The 19,408-nt window shown below is 54.4% G+C and carries 17 protein-coding genes and 1 tRNA gene; 8 read left to right on the top strand and 10 right to left on the bottom strand.

Features of this window, described 5'->3' with window-relative positions:
• Nucleotides 1-44: 44 nt before the first annotated feature.
• Both H8E27_09050 and H8E27_09045 read left to right on the top strand, forming a co-directional pair.
• Nucleotides 45-920 carry a serine/threonine protein kinase gene (locus tag H8E27_09050; protein MBC8325757.1) on the top strand — a complete coding sequence of 292 codons (876 nt, stop codon included), beginning with the start codon at nt 45-47 and terminating at the stop codon, nt 918-920.
• Complete coding sequence (locus H8E27_09045) at nt 920-1,930, top strand: bile acid:sodium symporter (GenBank protein MBC8325756.1); 1,011 nt, start codon at nt 920-922, stop codon at nt 1,928-1,930. Before H8E27_09050 ends, H8E27_09045 begins: the two co-directional genes overlap by 1 nt.
• Here H8E27_09045 and H8E27_09040 read toward each other — a convergent pair.
• Both H8E27_09040 and H8E27_09035 read right to left on the bottom strand, forming a co-directional pair.
• The gene (locus tag H8E27_09040) at nt 1,927-3,384 is read right to left on the bottom strand and encodes a DUF1501 domain-containing protein (GenBank protein MBC8325755.1); all 1,458 of its coding nucleotides are present in this window, start codon (nt 3,382-3,384) and stop codon (nt 1,927-1,929) included. The two genes, H8E27_09045 and H8E27_09040, sit on opposite strands and share 4 nt — an antisense overlap.
• Before the next feature lie 5 nt (nt 3,385-3,389).
• Nucleotides 3,390-6,488 (bottom strand): DUF1553 domain-containing protein, encoded by a 3,099-nt coding sequence (locus H8E27_09035; protein MBC8325754.1) that lies wholly within the window; start codon nt 6,486-6,488, stop codon nt 3,390-3,392.
• A gap of 185 nt (nt 6,489-6,673) precedes the next feature.
• On the opposite strand from H8E27_09035, the gene H8E27_09030 reads away from it, so the two are divergent.
• Complete coding sequence (locus H8E27_09030) at nt 6,674-7,207, top strand: hypothetical protein (GenBank protein ID MBC8325753.1); 534 nt, start codon at nt 6,674-6,676, stop codon at nt 7,205-7,207.
• Between the two features lie 4 nt (nt 7,208-7,211).
• On the opposite strand, the gene rmuC is transcribed toward H8E27_09030, so the two are convergent.
• Nucleotides 7,212-8,324 carry a DNA recombination protein RmuC gene (rmuC, locus tag H8E27_09025; protein ID MBC8325752.1) on the bottom strand — a complete coding sequence of 371 codons (1,113 nt, stop codon included), beginning with the start codon at nt 8,322-8,324 and terminating at the stop codon, nt 7,212-7,214.
• A 60-nt stretch (nt 8,325-8,384) separates the two neighbouring features.
• Entirely contained in the window at nt 8,385-8,555 is a 171-nt protein-coding gene (locus H8E27_09020; GenBank protein MBC8325751.1) for a hypothetical protein, read from the bottom strand.
• A gap of 96 nt (nt 8,556-8,651) precedes the next feature.
• Between H8E27_09020 and H8E27_09015 the strand changes: the two genes are divergently transcribed.
• The 4 genes from H8E27_09015 (at nt 8,652) to H8E27_09000 (ending at nt 12,112) form a co-directional block, all read left to right on the top strand.
• Nucleotides 8,652-8,742 (top strand) — tRNA-Ser (locus H8E27_09015).
• Between the two features lie 17 nt (nt 8,743-8,759).
• Complete coding sequence (locus H8E27_09010; GenBank protein ID MBC8325750.1) at nt 8,760-10,328, top strand: protein kinase; 1,569 nt, start codon at nt 8,760-8,762, stop codon at nt 10,326-10,328.
• Between the two features lie 39 nt (nt 10,329-10,367).
• Nucleotides 10,368-10,823: a hypothetical protein gene (locus tag H8E27_09005; GenBank protein ID MBC8325749.1), complete on the top strand. Its 456-nt coding sequence runs from the start codon at nt 10,368-10,370 to the stop codon at nt 10,821-10,823.
• Nucleotides 10,823-12,112 carry an MFS transporter gene (locus H8E27_09000; protein MBC8325748.1) on the top strand — a complete coding sequence of 430 codons (1,290 nt, stop codon included), beginning with the start codon at nt 10,823-10,825 and terminating at the stop codon, nt 12,110-12,112. Before H8E27_09005 ends, H8E27_09000 begins: the two co-directional genes overlap by 1 nt.
• Before the next feature lie 51 nt (nt 12,113-12,163).
• Here H8E27_09000 and H8E27_08995 read toward each other — a convergent pair whose 3' ends face one another.
• Complete coding sequence (locus H8E27_08995) at nt 12,164-13,138, bottom strand: hypothetical protein (protein ID MBC8325747.1); 975 nt, start codon at nt 13,136-13,138, stop codon at nt 12,164-12,166.
• Nucleotides 13,139-14,179, bottom strand: a complete 1,041-nt coding sequence (locus H8E27_08990; protein ID MBC8325746.1) for a Gfo/Idh/MocA family oxidoreductase — start codon at nt 14,177-14,179, stop codon at nt 13,139-13,141.
• Between the two features lie 130 nt (nt 14,180-14,309).
• Here H8E27_08990 and H8E27_08985 point away from each other — a divergent pair, with 130 nt between their 5' ends.
• Entirely contained in the window at nt 14,310-15,533 is a 1,224-nt protein-coding gene (locus tag H8E27_08985; GenBank protein ID MBC8325745.1) for a threonine synthase, read from the top strand.
• Between the two features lie 57 nt (nt 15,534-15,590).
• On the opposite strand, the gene lysS is transcribed toward H8E27_08985, so the two are convergent.
• The 4 genes from lysS to H8E27_08965 all read right to left on the bottom strand — a co-directional run bounded on the left by lysS (nt 15,591) and on the right by H8E27_08965 (nt 19,398).
• On the bottom strand, nt 15,591-17,048 hold the full coding sequence (gene lysS / locus H8E27_08980; GenBank protein MBC8325744.1) for a lysine--tRNA ligase: 1,458 nt from the start codon (nt 17,046-17,048) through the stop codon (nt 15,591-15,593).
• A 67-nt stretch (nt 17,049-17,115) separates the two neighbouring features.
• On the bottom strand, nt 17,116-17,634 hold the full coding sequence (locus H8E27_08975; GenBank protein ID MBC8325743.1) for an FHA domain-containing protein: 519 nt from the start codon (nt 17,632-17,634) through the stop codon (nt 17,116-17,118).
• Between the two features lie 69 nt (nt 17,635-17,703).
• Nucleotides 17,704-18,849, bottom strand: coding sequence for a glutamine-hydrolyzing carbamoyl-phosphate synthase small subunit (gene carA / locus H8E27_08970; protein ID MBC8325742.1), 1,146 nt, complete (start codon nt 18,847-18,849; stop codon nt 17,704-17,706).
• A 111-nt stretch (nt 18,850-18,960) separates the two neighbouring features.
• Nucleotides 18,961-19,398, bottom strand: coding sequence for a thioredoxin family protein (locus H8E27_08965; GenBank protein ID MBC8325741.1), 438 nt, complete (start codon nt 19,396-19,398; stop codon nt 18,961-18,963).
• Nucleotides 19,399-19,408: the final 10 nt, after the last annotated feature.

Raw genomic sequence — 19,408 nt, 5'->3', positions numbered from 1 at the left:
CGCCAAGTGATTTTTATTGAAACAATCCCCGTTCCCCGTTTGGATTGCCCAGTACGCGGCCTCATCGGCATAATACAAAGGAGACAAAGATTCAACTGGTAGAAAATGGTAAATTCGGTGACTACCGCCTGTTAGAGCGCATCGCTCAGGGCGGACTGGCCACGATTTGGCTGGTTGCCGATCCGGAGGGTCGGAGCCTTGCCTTGCGGGTAATGCATGACACTTTCGGGTCCGGATCAAATGGACCCACCTTGTTTCGTCATGGTTGTGAAATTATGTCTAAACTCGCCCCTCATCGTAATGTAATTACCTTTCACGACAGCGGCAAAATCAGCGGACGCGAGTATGCCGTGCTTCAATATGTGGAGGGATTAAACCTGCGCGAAATGAACGTGCGCGAAGATCCGATGCTCGAGGAAATCCTCAGCGATATGATTATCGATCTCTGCGCGGGATTAGTGCACCTCCACGGACAGGGGATCATGCACCTCGATTTGAAACCGGAGAACCTCATCATTAGCCGCGGAGGTACGTTGTATTTGTGTGACTTTGATACCGCGCAACCCATCCCCGATTCGCCGATGAAGTTTGACCGCAAATCCGGCACCCCGCTTTATATGGCTCCGGAAGTCGTGAATGGTTGGCGCTTTGATCAGCGCGCCGATGTGTATTCCTTTGGCGTTACCGTGTACGAAATGCTCACGCAGGTGAAACCCTTCGAGGGTCAGAGCTCCAAGGAAAAACTCACTAACCAACTCAACCCAAAATATCTCATCCGCAAGCCGCGCAAATTCAATCCGAACATCCCCGTTTTATTGGAAGAACTAATCCTGAAATGCATTGAGTATGTCCCCGAGAAACGCTACCTCACCATGGGCATGATGGCGCGCGATTTGCATAAAGTGATGGGAGTGCGCTGATGGATCTTAATCGCGATTTCGTCCGGCGTTATTGGTTTCTCGCCGCGCTGATCCTGCTCATCCCCGTAGGAATTATTGCACCCCAAGCGGGGTTAACACTTAAAGAATCCGGCTGGGTCATCCCTGTCTTCGTCGGCATCATGCTGGGCATTGCCGGGTTCACGATGGATACCTCAAGCCTCGTGAAACAAGCCACCAACTTTCAAGCCGTCATTCCTGTGCTGCTCAGTATTTATTTATTTTCGCCCGCTTTGGCTTTTGGGTTGGGCGTGTGGTTCGCACCCGCGGGCAATGAACATTTCCTCCCCGCAATGATGATTATGGCCGCCCAAGCCGGCAGCCTTGCCTCCGCAATTGCCCTCACCATGATGGCCGGCGGCAACCGCGAACTCGCCCTCATTTGCACCCTCGCCTCCAATAGCCTCACCTTTTTGCTCACGCCATTTATCTTGGAAATTAGCATTGGCGCAGATGTCGATTTTCGCGTGGGCGAAATGATGTTGCGGATGGTTTATATGGTGCTCCTCCCCATCGCTGCCGGGCAATTGCTTCGCCCATTACTTTGGGAACGCACTGAACCCATTCGCCCCTTCATTCGCATCGTGCCGCAGTTTATTATTTTGATGTTCGTTTACACCGGCTTCGCCTCCGGCGCCCAACAACTCCAAGGCGCGCCTAATATCGTCCTGCGTTTCTTAGCCGCGTGCGCCATTCTGCACCTCGCATTACTCGCCTGGAATTACCTCCTCTCCGGCTGGCTCCGTTTCGACTGGCCCGATCGCACTGCGATGATGCTCAACGGATCCCAAAAAACCCTTCCCAACGGCATCTACGTCTGGAGCAATTTCTTCGCCACCAACCCCTACGGCGCAGTGCCACTGGTGCTCTACCACCTTTTCCAATTACTCGTGGACACACTGCTAGTGCCGTGGTTCGAAAAACGAAATCCGGCTTGCGGTAAGCATGACGGCAAGCAGACTTTTGCCTGTCACGCCAGCGAAGAAAGTTAGCCAACCAACTGCGGAATCACTTTCGCACCCTCCACGCCGGTGAGGCGTTGGTCTAGGCCGAGGAAGCGGTAGGTGAGGCGTTCGTGGTCGATGCCCATTTGTTGGAGGAGGGTGGCGTTGAGGTCGTTAATGTGCACGGGGTCGCGCGTGATGTTGTAGCTGTAATCATCGGTGGCGCCGTGTTCGTAGCCGCCTTTGAATCCTCCGCCGGCAACCAGTGTGGTGAAGCAGCGGCCGTGGTGATCGCGGCCGTGGTTGGTTTTGGAGAGGGCGCCCTGAGAGTAAATGGTGCGGCCAAATTCGCCGCCGACGATGACGAGGGTTTCGTCTAGCATCCCGCGTTGTTTCAAATCTTTGATGAGCGCGGCCACGGGTTGATCGATGTCTTCGCATTGCTGGCGCAGTTTCACGGGCAACGCGCCGTGCTGATCCCAGCCGCGATGGAAGAGGTGAATGAACGGCACGCCGCGCTCGGCCATCCGACGGGCAAGGATGCAGTTGCTGGCAAAGGTGCCGGGCTTGGCGGTGTCTTTGCCGTACATTTCTTTTACGGCTTTGGGTTCTTTGGAAACATCCATCAAATCCGGCACGCTCGCCTGCATCCGAAAGGCCATCTCGTATTGTGAAATGCGGGTTTGAGTTTCGGGATCGCCGAACTCGGAAAATTGTTCCTGATTAATTTTTGCAATACCATCGAGCATCCGGCGGCGCAGCGGGCGGTCGATGCCTTCGGGGTCTTTGAGGAAGAGTACCGGCTCGCGTCCGCTGCGGAGGTTGACGCCCTGATGTTTACTGGGCAGAAATCCGCTGCTCCACAGGCGCGAGTAAAGGGCTTGGCTTTGGCCGCGTCCTTTGGAAATCATCACGAGGTACGCGGGTAAATCCTTGTTTTCACTGCCGAGCCCATAACTAATCCACGAGCCGAAGCTGGGTTTGCCGAGTTGTTGGGTGCCGGTGAGAATGTAAGTGATGGCGGGATCGTGATTGATCGCCTCGGTGTGCATGCTTTTGATGAGCGTGACGTCGTCGACGATGCCGGCGATGTTCGGCAGCAACTCGCTCACCCAAGTGCCGTGCGCGCCGTGGCGTTTGAATTTGAACATTGGCGCGACGCACGGAAACGATTTTTGGCCACTGGTCATCCCCGTGATGCGTTGGCCATTGCGAATGGAGTCAGGAAGTTCAGTGCCGTGGAAGCCACGCATCGCCGGCTTGTAATCGAACATATCGATATGGCTTGGGCCACCGGAGAAAAAGAGCATAATCACGCGCTTCGCTTTGGGCGCAAAATGGGGGAGCCCGGACAAGCCGCCAATGCCATTATTAGCGCGGGGCGCAGCGATGAGGTTGGGCGCCATCAGCGAGCCGAGCGCCGCGCCGCCGAGGCATTTGGCGGAATTAAAAATAAGTTCCCGCCGGGTTTGCAGTAGGCCATTTTCGTAAAGTGGATTCATAATGTTTAGAGACGGGAAATGACTTCGTCCAGGTTCAGTAACATGCTGGCGATGATAGTCCACGCTGCGTGCTCGGTGGCGTTGAGTGATTCGTCGCGTTTGGAATCACCGGCAGCCAACAACTTGGTGGCGGCTTCGGGATTCTTTTTGTAATGCTCAAATTCTTCATTGAACGCGCTGGAAAGGATTTGCGAAACCAACGCCTTAGGCGCACGCGCCGCGACCACTCGATAACCAAACGCAACGCGATCCTTCGGCGATTTACCGCCTTCCTTCATCATTCGCTCCGCCAAATGCCGCGAGGCTTCAACAAATTGTGGATCATTCAGAGTGGCGAGCGCCTGCAATGGCGTGTTGGTGCGGGGGCGTTCCACGAGGCATTTCTCGCGTGTCGGCGCATCGAAAATGGTCATCGTGGGCGCAGGCGCGGAGCGTTTCCAGTAGGTATACATACTTCGCCGGTAGAGCGACTCGCCTTTGTCCTGCCGGAAACGCACGTTGCCGCCGAGGCTCACTTCGTTCCAAAGGCCGGGCGGTTGATAAGGCTTCACGCTGGGTCCGCCGATGTTTCGCACGAGCAATCCACTCACCGCGAGCGCGTTGTCGCGTACAAACTCGCCTTGCAAACGAAAGCGCGGGCCGCGCGCAAGCAGGGCGTTGGAGCGGTCTTGAGCGAACAACTCGCGGGTGACGCGCGAGGATTGTCGATACGTGGCGCTCATCACAATTTGTTTGAGCGTGCGTTTGATGTCCCAGCCGTGCTTCACAAAATCCGTGGCCAGCCAATCAAGCAACTCCGGATGCGAAGGCCAATCGCCTTGCGTGCCCAAATCCGAAACCGTTTTCACAAGCCCCTTGCCGAAGAGCAGCGACCAATAACGATTCACCGCCACGCGGGCCGTTAGTGGATGGTCGGGGCGCGTAAGCCATTGCGCGAGGCCAAGGCGGTTTTGCGGTGCGCCCTTTGGCAGCGGTGGCAGGAATGCGGGCACGCCGGGTTTGATGACCTCGTCCTTGCGCGGATGCGAATAATGGCCGCGCTCAAGAACGTAAGTAGGGCGAATCGTGCCTTGATCGCCCATAATCATTGTGGTGATTTTGGATTTACTTAGGGCCGATAAATCGCTTTGTGCCTTTTGTTTTTCGGTCGTCAGCGTTTTGTATTCTTTGTCGATGGAGTTAAGATAATGATTGGCGAGCGCGGCTTGTTGTTTGGTATTCCGCTTTTCGGCCGGGATGGCGAGGATAGGCGCGATGGGGTCGTTGCCCGCTAAGGTAGCGACTTGGGCGTCAGTCAGTGCGCGTTCGTAAAGGCGCACGTCATCGATCTCGATGTTGTTGGCTTGGGCTGAATTGGACCGGCGGCCGATGCGGAAATCAACGGGTGTTTGGATCGTGCCACTCAAGCCATCGGCCTCGATGTTGTGCTCGAGGCGTTTGCCGTTGAGATATACCCGTGTGCCGCTCGCCTTACCCGAGCCATCGTAAGTTACAAAAATATGCGACCATTGTTTGGCTTTGGTTTTTTCTTTGCCGACAACTTTCACCGCGTTGTTGGGCCAGTTGTTGATGATATGCGTCCCGGGCGCGCCTTGTTGCAGCCAAATATCAAAACCGCGAAAGGCGTTGCCCTCATTCATTTTGCTGAAAACCGCGCCATTGGCATTTGCCGCGTCGGGCTTCACCCAGCAGCCGTAGCTGAACGGCTCATTCCATTCCGGCGGCGTGATGCCTTTCACATTGACGAAGCCATTCTTAATCACGCGCAGTCCGCCGCTGAATTTTCCTGCACTCGCCAGTGCGTCGCCTTCTAATTTGGCAGCGGTTTTCTTGCCAATTAATTCGGCTGTGATTTTGTTTTTGAATTGATCCAATGGCAAATGCGCGATGAGGCCATCCGGTTCCGGCGGTTGCTCTTGGTTTTTGAGCGCGGCGGTGATGGCCCATTTTTCGATGTCCGCTTGCGCGGCCTTTTTTCGCGCAGCTAATTTTGTGGTGGCGGCTTTCAGGCGAGCTTGGGCGGCATCGCGCAGTTTCTGTTGTTCATCAGAAACCACATTCACCATCGGCGGCGCGTTGCCTCCCCGACTTTGTTTGCCGCTGTCGGCGTTGTTGTTAAAGAATGCAAAAAATTGGTAGTATTCCTTGTGGGAAATGGGATCGTATTTATGGCTGTGGCATTGGGCGCATTCCACGCTGAGGCCGAGCCAGACGTTGCCGGTGGTCTTCACGCGATCCACCACGTACTCCACGCGATACTCCTCGACAATGAGCCCGCCTTCGTCGGTCGTCCCGTGGTTGCGATTGAAACCGGTGGCGACTTTCTGCGCCACCGTTGCATTCGGCAGCAAGTCGCCGGCGAGTTGTTCGATGGTAAAATCTTTGAACGACTTGTTCGTGTCGTAGGCATTAATCACCCAATCGCGCCAAGGCCACATCGTGCGTGGGCCGTCAGCGTGATGCACACTGCTGTCACCGTAGCGGGCGACGTCCATCCAATGCAGCGTCATCCGCTCGGCGTATGCTTTGGAGCCAAGTAGGCGGTCGACGACTTTTTCATAAGCGTTTGGGCTATTGTCGTTTACAAACACTTCCACCTCGGGCAATGACGGCGGCAAGCCCGTGAGATCAAAAGTCACACGCCGAATGAGGATTTCTTTTTTGGCTTCAGGTGAAGGGGCCAGTCCGTTGGCTTCGAGTTTTGCAGCGGTGAAACGATCGATGGGGTTGTGACCCCATTTGGGTTTCAACTGAGGAAGGGCAGGGGGCTTCGGCGCAATGAAAGCCCAATGGCCTTCGTATTTTGCACCTTGTTCAATCCACTTTTTGATAAGCGCGATTTGATGCGGCGTCAGTTTTTTCTTGGACTTAAGCGGCGGCATTCGTTCTTCCACATCGGTAGCCGTAATCCGCGCCCACAATTCACTTTCCAAAAGTTTGCCGGCGACAATGACTTCTTTTTTGGCTGCGGCTTCTACGTCCAAACGCAGCTTCTCTTTGCGTCGTCCTTCGTCGGGCCCATGGCACAAAAAACAGTTATTCGAGAGGATCGGCCGGATGTCCTGATTAAACCGAACCACCTCCGGCAATCGCTCTGCTGCCATTCCCAAGCACACAAAAACAAGCCCCAATACAAAAGCAAAAATCCGCATACGGCTTTGACGATACCATAATAATTGTATTCGGGCAATCACGGGTGGGACAGTGTTTGACCCATCGAGTATGCCATCGTGCGTATAGAAATTAATTCAACAAAAGGAAAACCATGAGTGATACATTTAAAAGAGTCGTGAACCAGTTCGAAGAGGCGGAAGTGTTGTTCAAAGCCGATCCGGAAAATGAGGCTGCTTGGGCGGTTTTGCCCACTGACGAAGGCGCTTGGAACACCTTTGTGAAGGTGGAGGACGAGGCGTTACAGGTGATGGCGTATCATCCGCTGCGCATTCCGGAAGACACTCGTGCGGCACTCGCGGAACTGATTGTCCGAATCGGGCCGCGTAACAATATGTGTAGGCTCGAGATGGACTTCGACAGGGGCCTCCTGATGACGCGGAGCCGGTTGTATTTCGATTCCGAGTGCGGCCTGAGTGAAGAAGCAATCTTCACGACGATAGGGTTTGCTATTTGCGCGTTGGATTGTGTTCATTCCGCAGTGATGGCCATTTTGCACCAAGGCAAAACCGCCGCTGAGGCAGCTCGGATGTTGGAAGAGGAAGGTGAATCCGAACAGGAACTCCCCCTCAGCAACCGTTTCAACCTCCCCAAACCCGAAGGCGAATTGCCGTGGCCGGAGTTGCCTGGAGAAGAATTGCGAAACAATTGAAGTCTCAATCTGAATTGCTTCCAGTGATCGCGGGCGGGCTTTCATCCTGCTGCTCTAGTTTCAAATCCAAAATTTTTCGCATTGGGCGCTCGAGAGCGCTAGCGCGGGTAGTTTTGAGTTGATCGTAATGATTGTTTACAGTGAAAAGAGTCTTGCCCAAGGCATCAATTTTTTCGCTGTATTTCTCCCATTGGATGCTGAAATCCTGCACTAATTTCTGGAGGTCACCAGCTTTTCTCTCGACAGCAAAGCTGGCGACGGATTGGCGGATCAACGAGAGGATGGCATAGAGCGTAAGTGGGGAGCAGAGCACGATTTGTTTTTTCATTGCGAAATCGATCAGCTCGTGGTCTTCCTGATTGATGAAGCTATATATACTTTCGTTGGGAATGAAAAGCAGGACGAAATCAACCGTGCCGCCGGCGGGGTCAATGTAAGAACGCTTAGCCACGGCGTTGACGTGATTGCGCACATCAGTGAGAAATTGTTTCTTTTCGCCGGCTTGAATCGTTTCATCTTTTGAGGCGAGGTATTTTTCATAATGGGTGATGGGGAATTTAACATCCATGTTCAAGCGCTTTTCCTTGGGCAGGTTAAACGTGAAGTCCGGTCGGCCATCGCCTTCTTTGGATTGTTTGGAATAATTTTTCCCTTCCATCATTCCGAGTAAGCTCAAAATATCTTCCACCAATCGTTCGCCCCATTGGCCGCGTGCTTGGCTGTTGGAAAGGGTGAGGCGCAATTGGTCGGTTGTCTCGTTGAGGTTGTCAATTCGGTTTCGTGATAATTGAATTTGTTCACGAAGCCCCGCAGTGCTTTCACCTAGATCCTTCAATGAGCGGTGAATGGTTTGAAGGCTTGAATCGATCAGTTCTTTTTTTTGATCCAACTGTTGTCCAGAACCGACTTGAAGTTTGGCAAATTCACTTTGGGCCAGCTCCAGAAATTGGTGTTGATTTTCGAAGAGGGCTTGTCGGGATAAATGCCCAAAGGAGGCTTCGATCTCTTCCGCGCTACGGCGGGCAGCATCGGCTTCGGTCTTTTTGAGCTGCCAAATGATTAAGGCACCAAGAATAAATCCGACAACAAATAGCACGACGGGCAAAAGAATATCCATCGCGCCTAGTTTTAATCTCTCCACTGGCGTTGGCAAGCTCGGAGCTAATCTTGGGTAATCTTAATTACTTACCTTGACGGCATCCCAGCTTTCGAAGGTTCCTTTGTCGATGCCGATAATGCGGACTTTGACGACTTCGGCTTGGGCGAGGCCGAGGGTTAGGAAAACTACCGCGCAGAGGAGGAAGCCGATGATGAGGGATTTGGGGTCGATTTGTTGTAGCTGTTTCATAGTTGCCTAATGTGCCACAGGTGGCGGGCGATGTCCAATTTGCGCGAGGGTTTGACTCACTCACCAAAGGGGGGTAAGTTCCTCGCCGAACCGGTCGGAGAGGTGGCAGAGTGGTCGAATGCGCTAGTTTGCTAAACTGGTTTACCTATAACGGGTAACGCGGGTTCGAATCCCGCCCTCTCCGCCATTCTTCAAAATGCCGCGATGCCCACGGACGCGATCAAAGTGCTGATAGCCGGTGCGGATGGCGTGGTGCTTTCCGAATTCCTCCTCGGCGAAGGCGTGCACGCGATTGGCTCGGCAACGGGGTCGGCAATTCTCATCGGAGGCGCGGAGGCGGAGCACGCGCGCTTGCATTTGCAAAACGGCGAACTCTTCATCGAAGACCTCGGCACAACGGCCGGTATTTTTCTGGATGGGATGGGCGTGCGCGGTCGCTTGGGCGTGAGCCCCGGCCAAACCCTCCAAGTGGGCGATCGCTGGCTGGCCTTGCAAGCGCCAACGAGCGTCCAGGCTAAGGTGGATGAAGTGTTGGCGCGGCGTTATCGGCTCATTCGCCCCATCGGTCGCGGTGGACGCGGCGAGGTTTGGCTGGCGCGTGATGAGGAGTTGAGTGAAGAAATCGCCCTGAAACGTCTCCCGCCAGAAATGGCCAATGATGCCGTGGCGATTTCTGATCTCAGACGCGAGGTGCAAAAGAGCCGCCATCTTAGCCATAACAACATCATCCGCATTCACGATCTCGTGCAGCCGCCGGGCGAACCGGCTTTTGTCACGCTGGAATTTATCAACGGCCAAGACCTCGCCACGATGCGGCTCAGTCAACCCGGCAATTGTTTTAAATGGGAAACACTGCGGCCTTTGATGTCGCAGCTTTGCGACGCGCTCGAGTACGCGCATCAAAACAAAATCGTCCATCGCGATCTCAAGCCGGCAAATATGATGGTTGATGCGGAAGGCAATTTGAAGCTCGCCGATTTTGGCATTGCCGCTTCGATGGCCGATAGTCTCAGTCGTTCCTCAATGCAAGGCAGCGTGAGCGGCACCACGCTTTATATGAGCCCCCAGCAAATGCGCGGCGAAATTCCACGTGCCAGTGATGATCTCTACGCGCTCGGCTCTACTTTTTACGAACTGCTCACCAGCCGTCCGCCGTTCTCCAGCGGCGATGTCACCTATCAGGTTCTCAATGTCGAAGCCAAGCCGCTCGCCGAGCGCCTCTCCGAATTAGGTTTACAAAACCAAGTGCCCGATGCCGTCTGCGCAATGATCATGGCGTGCCTTGCCAAAGATCCCGCCCATCGCCCCGCCAGTGCCGCTGCTGTTGAAGAATGGATTTCCAGTAGCGACGATTCATCCTTGCCGCCAATCACCCCTTCGACACTCGGCCACGCGCCTTCTGACGAACCGCCGCCACTCGTGCCCACGCGGAACGATTCCACACCGCCGGTGTTTGAAATCCCCCAGCCCACCGTGCACGAAAAAATCGCTGCCGCAGGTTGGGGCAGTATCGAGGCACGTGATAATCCGTGGTATCAGGGCTTCATTGCCGTGGTCGCATTTTTTGCTTTGTTGCTGGTGATCGGCCTGAGGGATTTGCCGAAGGATAAAATTCTGGGCAGTGTTATTTTTATTCTAATCTTTTGGTTTGGGCTTTCGGCAATCGGGAAACACTTATTGAAACCCAAGCGATTCACCTGCAGTCAATGCGGTGGAAAATTGCTGAGTGACCAACCCGGCCCGTGCCCGCATTGCGATGCCTCGCTCACCTGAGTATTGCCACGAAGCATTCCGCCCGCTAACCTCCCGCAAATGAACCCGCGCACATTGATTTTTTCGCTTGGCCTCGCATTGTTGGGTGCGGGTTGCTCCACGTTTGATCGGGATTGGGAGGCTGCCAGTAATACCGCCAGCACCGGCAGCGGCATCGTAGGCCAATGGGTTGGCCGTTGGCATAGCGACACCAATCAACACAACGACGTGCTGCGCTGCCTCATCACGCGCAAAGAGGGAGGCGTTTATCACACGCGCTTTCACGCCAAGTACAAATGGGGCATCCTGCCCATCAGCTTCGGATACGGGCTGGATATGACCGTCACCGAGTCTAATCACCAATATCAATTCCGAGGCGAGGCCGACCTCGGCAAGCTTGCAGGCGGCCTTTATCACTACAACGGCAGCGGCACCACCAATCAACTGCAGTTCAACTATCGCAGCCCCAAAGATCACGGCACCTTTCACCTCCAACGCCCAGAGGAAACGGAATAATGGGAGAACCCGCTGGCAAACATTGGTACAGTGGTATCACGCGGTATCAATGGGTGATTCTTGTCATCGCTTGTGCGGGTTGGGTTTTTGATGTCTACGAAGGGCAGATCTTCAATCTCACACGTGGGGAGATGCTTAACGATTTGCTTTCGGGCATCACCGACGACAAGGTGCGCGCGGCAAAAGTGGATATGTGGGGTGACTGGTTTCTCGCCGCGTTTCTGCTGGGCGGCACCGCGGGCGGATTGCTTTTTGGTTCGCTGGCCGATCGTTATGGGCGACGGCCGATAATGATTGCGACCATCCTCACTTACTCACTTTTTTCCGGCCTCACTTATTTTGCAACTGACTTGTGGCAGATCGCTGCGCTGCGATTTTTTGTGGCGATGGGCGTGGGCGGCGAATGGGCAGTAGCCGCGAGCTTGGTGGCGGAGATTTTCCCCAAACACGCTCGCACGCACGCTGCCAGTATTTTTCACGCCTCCAGCGTGTTGGGCACGTGGATGGCCGCCCTGGCCGGAATGGCGGTGGGCGCGCAATGGCGGTACGCTTATTTAATTGGCATTTTGCCAGCACTGCTTGTCGTGTGGGTGCGCGCGACAGTGAAAGAACCTGAACGTTGGAAAAAAGCGGCGGACAACTCAAAATCTAATGCGGGCAGTTACCGTGAATTGTTCAAGCATTCCAAATGGCGCAAGCACGCGCTGCTGGGGATGATGCTGGCGGCGGTGGGCTTGGCGAGTTTTTGGGCGGTGGTCATTGCCACACAAGGATTGGCGAAAGAAATGTTGCTGGCTGAAGGCGCGAGTGTGGCAGAGGCGGCCAAGCAATCGAAGTTCGCCTATGGCATTGTGCAGACAACCGGGGCCGGAGTTGGGCTGCTGCTTTTCGGGCCAATCTGTGCGCGCATCGGTCGACACAAGGCGTTCATTCTCGGCCATTTGGGGGCGTTTTTGGTGGTGCCGGTCATTTGTTTTTTGCCCCAGAATTACAATCAACTGTTGTGGTTGCTGCCGGTGTTTGGGTTTTTCACACTCTGTATGCACGCGGGATATGCAGTTTATTTTCCGGAATTGTTCCCAAATCACCTGCGGGCGACGGGCACAAGTTTTTGTTTCAATGTCGGCCGAATTGTTGCGGCGCCAATGTTAATTCTTTCCGGTATTGTCAAATCAATTGAAGGCTTCGCAATTCGAGATGCCCTGAGCTTGCTCGGAACCACTTTTTTACTCGGGCTTGTGGCGATCGCTTATTTGCCGGAGACGAAAGGGAAGGATTTGCCAGAGTAATTTGACACAGGTTTTTTCATTCGTAAAAGTTTGTGAATCTGTGTCTGAAATTTATTCCAATGAAAACCCATCCGCCGCAAATTTTGTCAACCGCATCTCGTGCGCACCGTTTTCGCGGGTGAGTTCGTGCATGAAAATGATTTCGTTGCCGTGATGTTGGGCGTCGATGTAACGCAGCGAGCCGGTGGTGTGCGGGCTGGTGATGCAAGGCGCATCGGGCGTTAAGATTTCCCAATTTCTCAAATCATCCGAAACGGCGATTCCGGTGCGTTCTTCGTAGTTTTGGTGGTGGCCTTCGCTGCCGTCGTAGAAGGCGTAATATTTCCCATCGAGTGGCAGCACGCTGTTGATGCGGCGGCAGTATTTGTCCCACGCAGTGTCGCCTTCGGGTTGGAGGACGATGCCCTGCCAATCCCAATTATCGAGATCGGTGGAAGCGGCCAACGCGGTGGCGCTTTTGCATTCGCCGGTATTGAAAATATCTAGTGATTCGTGCGAGCTGTCGCTGGTGGTGGCGGTGTTGATGGCGACGCTGAGATATAAATAATACGTGCCATCTACTTCCATCAGCCACGGATCTTTCACGCCTTCGAGGCCAAGATCGGTGGCGGTGAAAAGTCGCTTCGTGTTTGCGGGATCAAGTGCTTCGATGTTTTCAGCCGTGTTGATCGTGGTGCACCAACGGCCGTCTTCGGGTGCAACGTAGCTGGTAAAATAGCGCCATTGCCCGTCAGAGCCGCGTTTGAGGGTGCTCTTTTCGATGGAAGCGGAATTGTAATCGCTCTTTTGCACGGCCCACACGTCTTCGAAATTCTCAAAGTCTGTCGTCTTGGCGATGCGCGATTCGCCGCCACGATCCGGTTCCACCTCGCGTGGGCGGCGGATGCGGTAGCACACATAAGCGGCTTGGTCGGTTTGGTCCCAAGTCCAACCGGGTGCGCCGGACCAATAGCCTTGTTCGTTGCCAACGGGTTCGCGGATGAGGGCGCCGTTGAGGAGTTGCTCGGTGATGGGATGGTTGCTCATTTATTTAATGGTGATGGTTTGTTTTTTTCGAATGGATTCCTCAGCGGCAATTGCCAGCAGCGATCCATCGAGGGTGTTCGCCACGGAAGTCAGCGGTGTTTCGTTTTTCCGAATGGCACGAATGAACGCGGGATGCATTTCGGCAAACCCTAAATGGCCGCCCCAGCCGATGCCGCGCTTGGCTTTTACGGAAATGGCGCGCGGTTTGTCGTGGCCTTTTTTCCAGTGGAGAATTTTCAGGTTGTCGAGGTCGGTTTGCAAAACGCCGGCGTCGCCAACGATGCCCATCTCGAGGGTTTCCTTGGGCGGTTCGTGGGCGAAGAGGCTGAGGTGCAGTGTGCCTTTCGCGCCATTGTCGTATTCCCAACTAACGGTCGCGTGGTCGTGCGCTTGGTTGGGGTCGGGGATGACGCGGTTGACGGCGTTGCTGCCGAAAGCGCACACGCGTTTGGGGCGCGCGCCGAGCCACCAATTCATTAAATCAAAATGATGGCAATTTTTGTCCACGAGGCAACCGCCGCTTTTCCGGCGGTCTTGAATCCAATCGCGACTTTTGGGTTGGAATGGCCCGCGAAATTCTTTGCACCAGGTCATCCGCGGCGTGCCAATCGCACCGCCGTCGATCAGCGTTTTAAATTTTGCAAAATACGGTGAGTAGCGTAGCTCATGGCCGATCATTAGCACCCGGTCGCTACGCTGCGAGGCGCGCAGGAGTTTTTGGCATTCGGCGGAGGTGATACCGATGGGTTTCTCCAGGAAAACATGTTTGTCCGTTTTGAGAGCTGCTAGCGCGAGTGGCACGTGGGTGAAGTTGGGTGAAGAGATCACTACGGCGTCGAGGTCGCTTTGGATGAGGTCTTTTTCGTTTTTGAAGAGCGTCATTTCTGGCGCGATCGTCTTGGCACGTTGGATGCGTCCGGCATCGCGGGCGGAGAGGGCGACGGCTTCAGCTTGTTTACCGCAATCCTTGTGGAATAGCTGTAAATGACTGAAGCCCATCGAGCCGACACCGATAAAGCCCATACGAATTTTCCGCGCCATAACGGAGGGGACTGTGCCTGAATTGGGAATGCGGATTCAAGCTTGCATCGCAGCATGGATGTTCATGGTGTGTGCACGGCATGTTGCTGACATCCTTGACGGCGTACGCCTAAATAGGGTTTCTTCGCGAATGCCGTTTGTGACGCATTTGGAGTGTGCTGATTGTGGCACGGAATATCCCGCGGGCGAGGTGCACGGATTGTGCACGCGCTGTCAGCGACCGCTTTGGGTGCGGTACGATTTGGATTTGGTGAAAAAAGAGTTTCCGAAAAAGGCGCTCTTTGGCCGACCGCCCACGCTTTGGCGTTATTTGGAATTGTTACCGATGGATGATCCGGCGAGCATTGTTTCGCTTACGGAAACCATCACGCCTATTCTTCCCGCCAAACGATTGGGCGCGGAGTTTGGTTTAGAGAATTTGTTGATCAAAGACGAAAGCCGTTTGCCGACTGGAAGCTTCAAGGCGCGTGGGATGGCTATGGCGGTGACGATGGCTAAAGAGTTAGGCATTAAACGAGTCGCCGCGCCGACGGCAGGTAATGCCGGTGGCGCGTTAGCGGCGTATGCGGCGCGGGCGGGGATGGAGTGTTTTGTTTTTATGCCGGAGGACACGCCCTTGATTAACCAAAAAGAATGTCTGCTGCACGGTGCGAGGGTGTTTGCGGTGGATGGGTTGATTGATGACTGCGGGCGGCTGGTGCGCGAAGGGGCGGAGGCGATGGGCTGGTTTGATGTGTCGACGTTGAAGGAGCCGTATCGGATCGAAGGCAAAAAGACAATGGGGCTGGAGTTGGCCGAGCAGTTTGAATGGGAGCTGCCGGATTGGATTTTGTACCCCACCGGCGGCGGCACGGGGTTGATTGGAATGTGGAAAGCATTCGCCGAGTTGGAGGCGTTGGGTTGGCTGAAAAGCGGCAAGCGGCCGAAGATGGTTGCCTGCCAAAGCGATGGCTGTGCCCCGATTGTAAAGGCGTTTAGAACGGGGGCGCGTCACGCCAAGCGCGTGGCGAATGCGGCGACGATTGCGAGTGGGTTGCGCGTGCCACAGGCGGTGGGGGATTTTATGATCCTCGATGCCGTGCGTGAAAGTGGCGGCATGGCGATGAGCGCGCCGGAGGGGGATATTTCGAAATGGATGCAGCTGGCGAATTCTATGGAGGGCATTGCCGTGTGTCCGGAGACTTCAGTTTGCCTCGGGGTGTTGGATCAGTTGATGGGGCAGGGGAAGGTGAAGCTGAAGGATCGCGTGTTAATTTTCAATACCGGCGCGGCGCAGAAATATCCGGAGAGTGTAAGCGCGGAGGTGCCGCGGATTGATTTGAATGCGCCGATGAATTGGGGGGCGTTAGGGTAGGGCGGTTTCTCCAAAACCGCCTTGGCGCGCTCGGAGAACACGCCCTGCCTTATTAACCTATTCCTCACGTGGCTTGAGTTGCGGGAAGAGGATCACGTCGCGGATGCTTTCCTGGCCGAGGAGCATAATGCAGAGGCGATCGATGCCGATGCCGATGCCGCCGGCGGGGGGCATTCCGTGTTCGAGGGCGGTTAAGAAATCTTCATCAAGCTTTTGCTGTTCGCCACCGGCTTGTTGCTGGAGGCGCTCACGTTGTTCGATGGGGTTATTTTGTTCGGTGTACGCGGGGGCAATTTCCTGGCCATTGATGCAGCATTCGAACACCTCGACGCAATCGGGTTCATCGGGGGAAAGCTTGGCGAGTGGTACGAGTTCTTTGGGGAGATGCGTCACGAAGGTGGGTTGAATGAGCGTTGGTTCGACGAGCTTTTCGAAGACAGCATTGGTCACTTCAAAATCCTGTTCATCGGGGTCGGTTTCAATTTTCAACTCCTCGGTGGCACGCGCACGGCGTTTGTCGGGGGTGAGATCAAACCAGTCGTCGCCGGCTTTTTCGCGGATCAAATCCTTATACTTCGCCCGACGCCAATCGGGGGTGAGGTCGATTGTTTGCGTGACGTTGCCTTCCTCGTCTTTTTGTTCGATGACCAATGTGCCGCGCACCTTCTCGGCGAGATGACAAATCATCGATTGGAGCAATTCCATCATCGTCTCGTAATCGCCGTACGCTTGATAGGCTTCGAGCATCGTGAATTCTGGATTGTGTCGGCGCGAAATACCTTCGTTGCGAAAGATGCGGCCAATCTCGAACACGCGGTCGATGCCACCCACGAGCAGTTTTTTCAATGAAAGCTCCAGTGCAATGCGCATGAAAAAATCGCGGTTAAATGTGTTGTGATGCGTCACAAAAGGTCGCGCTGCGGCCCCGCCGGGGATGTTTTGCAGGATTGGTGTTTCTACTTCCACAAACCCGCGCTCGGCCATGAAGTTTCGAATCTCGTGAAGGATAGCACTGCGCTTGAGGAACGTGTCGCGCACTTGGTCATTGGCGATGAGGTCGAGATAGCGTTGGCGATAACGCGTTTCTTGATCGGCGAGTCCGTGCCATTTGTCGGGCGGGGGGCGCAGGGCTTTGGCGAGCACGACAAAGTCAGTCATTTTGACGCTGATTTCGCCGGTTTTGGTCGTAAACATCGCGCCATTTGCGCCCACGAAATCTGCGAGGTCTAGCCCCTTAAACATCGCGAATGCCTCGTCACCAATATCATTTTTGCGAATGAAGAGCTGGAGGGTGCCCGAAACGTCGCGAATGTGCGCAAAAATTGTTTTCCCCATTTCACGCTTGGAAACAAGACGGCCGGCCACCGCCACGATGCGATCTTCGGTATAATTGGCCTTGGCGTCACCGCAGCTTTCGCTGGGGATAAATTTGTTGGCAAAGGGGTTGATGCCCGCTTCATTCAAGGCAGCCAGATTTTCGCGGCGTTGCTCGATTAATTGATTAGTGTCATCCACGCGGCGGATATCAATACGGATTGGCGGCGAAAGTGCAACCCTTTGTATTTTGATGGTGCCCTTTTGGTTATGAGGAAGGGCTAAGCACTTGCGGGAAGAAAAGTAGCATGATGAGTGCTCCCACAGCCAAGACCCCAATGATGGTGATGGCGATAATGTAAATTTTTACCCAACCGGATTTCTTGGCTTGGAAGGGTGATTTCACTTCCTCACTGCCACCAAAGTCGCCAGGCTGGATTGCTTTGGGGCCGGTTTGTATGACAGCGGTTTCCCGTTTCATCGATTCAAGCACATTCGGGTCATCAACCAACTGCACGTGTATGTTTCCGACTTGAATGATGTGGCCCGCCACGAGAGTCACAGAAGTGACGGGCTGTTGCTCCACGAAGCTGCCATTTTGGGAACCCAAATCCTGATAGACAATCTGTCCGTCAGTAATGGTGAACTGTCCGTGTTGCGCAGAGATGGTGGAATCTGAAATGAAAATAGAAGACCCTTCAGCGGACCCAAGAATGTGAGTCCCTTCGGTTAACTCGAATGGACCGCCTTGGATCCCTTCGGTGATGATGTATAACAGCGTAGCCATGCCTCGAAACATGCTACCCTAACGGTCGGGTCTGTCGAACTTACTAACTTATTCAGTGGTGTCAAGCAATTAGGCTTGGGTGGTCATTTCCCGGAAACGACCGAATAGTCCGTTGGAATCATGGGGGCCCGGCGAAGCTTCGGGGTGGTATTGCACACTGAAAATTGGCTTGGAACGGTGGCGCAACCCCTCAATGGTTTGATCGTTGAGATTGATGCGGTCGGCTTGAATTTCTTCGGGAAGTGTCAAAGAATCCACTGCAAAACCATGGTTTTGGGAGGTAATCTCGATCTGACCCGATTCCAAATCTTTCACCGGTTGATTTGCCCCGCGATGGCCGAACTTGAGTTTGAAGGTGCTGCCGCCTAATGCCTGTCCGAGGATTTGATGGCCGAGGCAAATGCCGAAAATAGGGATTCCGTGACGTACTAAATCGGCCACTGCTTTCACCGCATAATCCAGTGCAGCAGGATCTCCCGGGCCGTTGGAAAGGAATACGCCGGCAGGGTTGAGCTTCAACACTGCTTCCGCGGTCGTGCTCGCGGGTACAACGTGCACCCGGAAACCATGCCGTCGAAGGCAGCGCAGGATATTATATTTGATGCCAAAATCGTACGCCACAATCGGCACATCTGCCGGGGGCAGGGCAGGGGGGTGTGGCGCGGGGTCGTTCCCGATTGGGATTGCAAACTCTTCGCTGGATTGTTCGTGAGTCTCCCAATCGAATGCCTCGGCGTGTGTGACTTCTTTCGCGTAGTCAGCACCCACCAATCCGGGCCATTCGGCGGCTCGTTGTTTGGCGGCGGCTTCTGAAATTACTTCAGTCGAAATCACGCCATTCATAGCGCCGCGCACCCGGAGTTTTTTGGTGAGCGCGCGTGTGTCGATGCCTTCCATGCCGGGGATACCGTTTTCTTTCAGGTAGTCATCGAGCGACTGCCTCGCGCGCCAATTGCTCACCACCGGCGAAAGCTCGCGCACCACAAAGCCGGAGACATGCGGCTGATAGCTTTCGATATCGTCCGGGTTCACGCCGTAATTGCCGATCTCCGGATAAGTCATCGTCACAATCTGCCCTTTGTATGATGGGTCCGTGAGGATTTCCTGGTAGCCCGTCATCGATGTATTAAAACATACTTCACCACAGGCCGTGGCGTGCGCGCCAAAACCTTGGCCATGAAAAACTGTTCCGTCTTCGAGAGCGAGGATTGCCATTTTGTTGGGTGGGCCGTGAAGCCGCGCGAGTCTAGGGAGCGTCCGCCACCCCGTCAAGCGGTGACACAAAAAAGGCGCGACCCGAAGGTCGCGCCGTGAATTCGCTTGCAGTTATTTGGCCGCTTTCTTCAACGACTCAATGTACTTCGCGGCTGAGGTGCGGCCGTAACCCACTTTCTTGGTGAGTTCTTTTCCTTCAGCATCCATCAAAATGATGGTCGGATAGCCGCGGATCGAGAATGCTTTCGCTTGCTCGCGGTTATAAGCCGCCTGTTCTTTGGTCACCTTTGTTTTGTCGCGAGGGAAGTCCAGCTCCACCAACACGAGGTTCTTTTTGGCGTATGCCTTGAACTCATCCGTGTTGAAGACATTCTTTTTCAAGGCCTTGCACGGTGGGCACCAGTCCGAGCCGGTGAACTCCACGAGCACAGTTTTACCTTCTTTTTTAGCTGTTTCTTTGGCTTTTTCAATGTTGGTTAGCCAACCTTCGCCGGCGGTAAGGCTGAGGCTCAAGGCAAACAAGGTTGTTAATGCGATTACTTTTTTCATGTTCAAAACC

This window comes from Limisphaerales bacterium, from assembly GCA_014382585.1.
Lineage (GTDB): Bacteria > Verrucomicrobiota > Verrucomicrobiia > Limisphaerales > UBA1100 > JACNJL01.
The sequence above is the reverse complement of the archived record's forward strand: the minus strand, read 5'-3'. Positions and strand labels throughout refer to the sequence as shown.

Excerpts from the sequence above, each read along its gene's own strand:
- H8E27_09045 (MBC8325756.1), top strand. The coding sequence starts at position 920 with ATGGATCTTAATCGCGATTTCGTCCGGCGTTATTGGTTTCTCGCCGCG.
- H8E27_09035 (MBC8325754.1), bottom strand. The coding sequence starts at position 6,488 with ATGGCAGCAGAGCGATTGCCGGAGGTGGTTCGGTTTAATCAGGACATC.
- H8E27_08965 (MBC8325741.1), bottom strand. The coding sequence starts at position 19,398 with ATGAAAAAAGTAATCGCATTAACAACCTTGTTTGCCTTGAGCCTCAGC.
- H8E27_09020 (MBC8325751.1), bottom strand. The coding sequence starts at position 8,555 with ATGAAACAGCTACAACAAATCGACCCCAAATCCCTCATCATCGGCTTC.
- H8E27_08975 (MBC8325743.1), bottom strand. The coding sequence starts at position 17,634 with ATGGCTACGCTGTTATACATCATCACCGAAGGGATCCAAGGCGGTCCA.
- H8E27_08985 (MBC8325745.1), top strand. The coding sequence starts at position 14,310 with ATGCCGTTTGTGACGCATTTGGAGTGTGCTGATTGTGGCACGGAATAT.
- H8E27_09005 (MBC8325749.1), top strand. The coding sequence starts at position 10,368 with ATGAACCCGCGCACATTGATTTTTTCGCTTGGCCTCGCATTGTTGGGT.
- H8E27_09040 (MBC8325755.1), bottom strand. The coding sequence starts at position 3,384 with ATGAATCCACTTTACGAAAATGGCCTACTGCAAACCCGGCGGGAACTT.
- H8E27_09010 (MBC8325750.1), top strand. The coding sequence starts at position 8,760 with ATGCCCACGGACGCGATCAAAGTGCTGATAGCCGGTGCGGATGGCGTG.
- H8E27_08995 (MBC8325747.1), bottom strand. The coding sequence starts at position 13,138 with ATGAGCAACCATCCCATCACCGAGCAACTCCTCAACGGCGCCCTCATC.
- H8E27_08990 (MBC8325746.1), bottom strand. The coding sequence starts at position 14,179 with ATGGCGCGGAAAATTCGTATGGGCTTTATCGGTGTCGGCTCGATGGGC.
- H8E27_09000 (MBC8325748.1), top strand. The coding sequence starts at position 10,823 with ATGGGAGAACCCGCTGGCAAACATTGGTACAGTGGTATCACGCGGTAT.
- rmuC (MBC8325752.1), bottom strand. The coding sequence starts at position 8,324 with ATGGATATTCTTTTGCCCGTCGTGCTATTTGTTGTCGGATTTATTCTT.
- carA (MBC8325742.1), bottom strand. The coding sequence starts at position 18,849 with ATGGCAATCCTCGCTCTCGAAGACGGAACAGTTTTTCATGGCCAAGGT.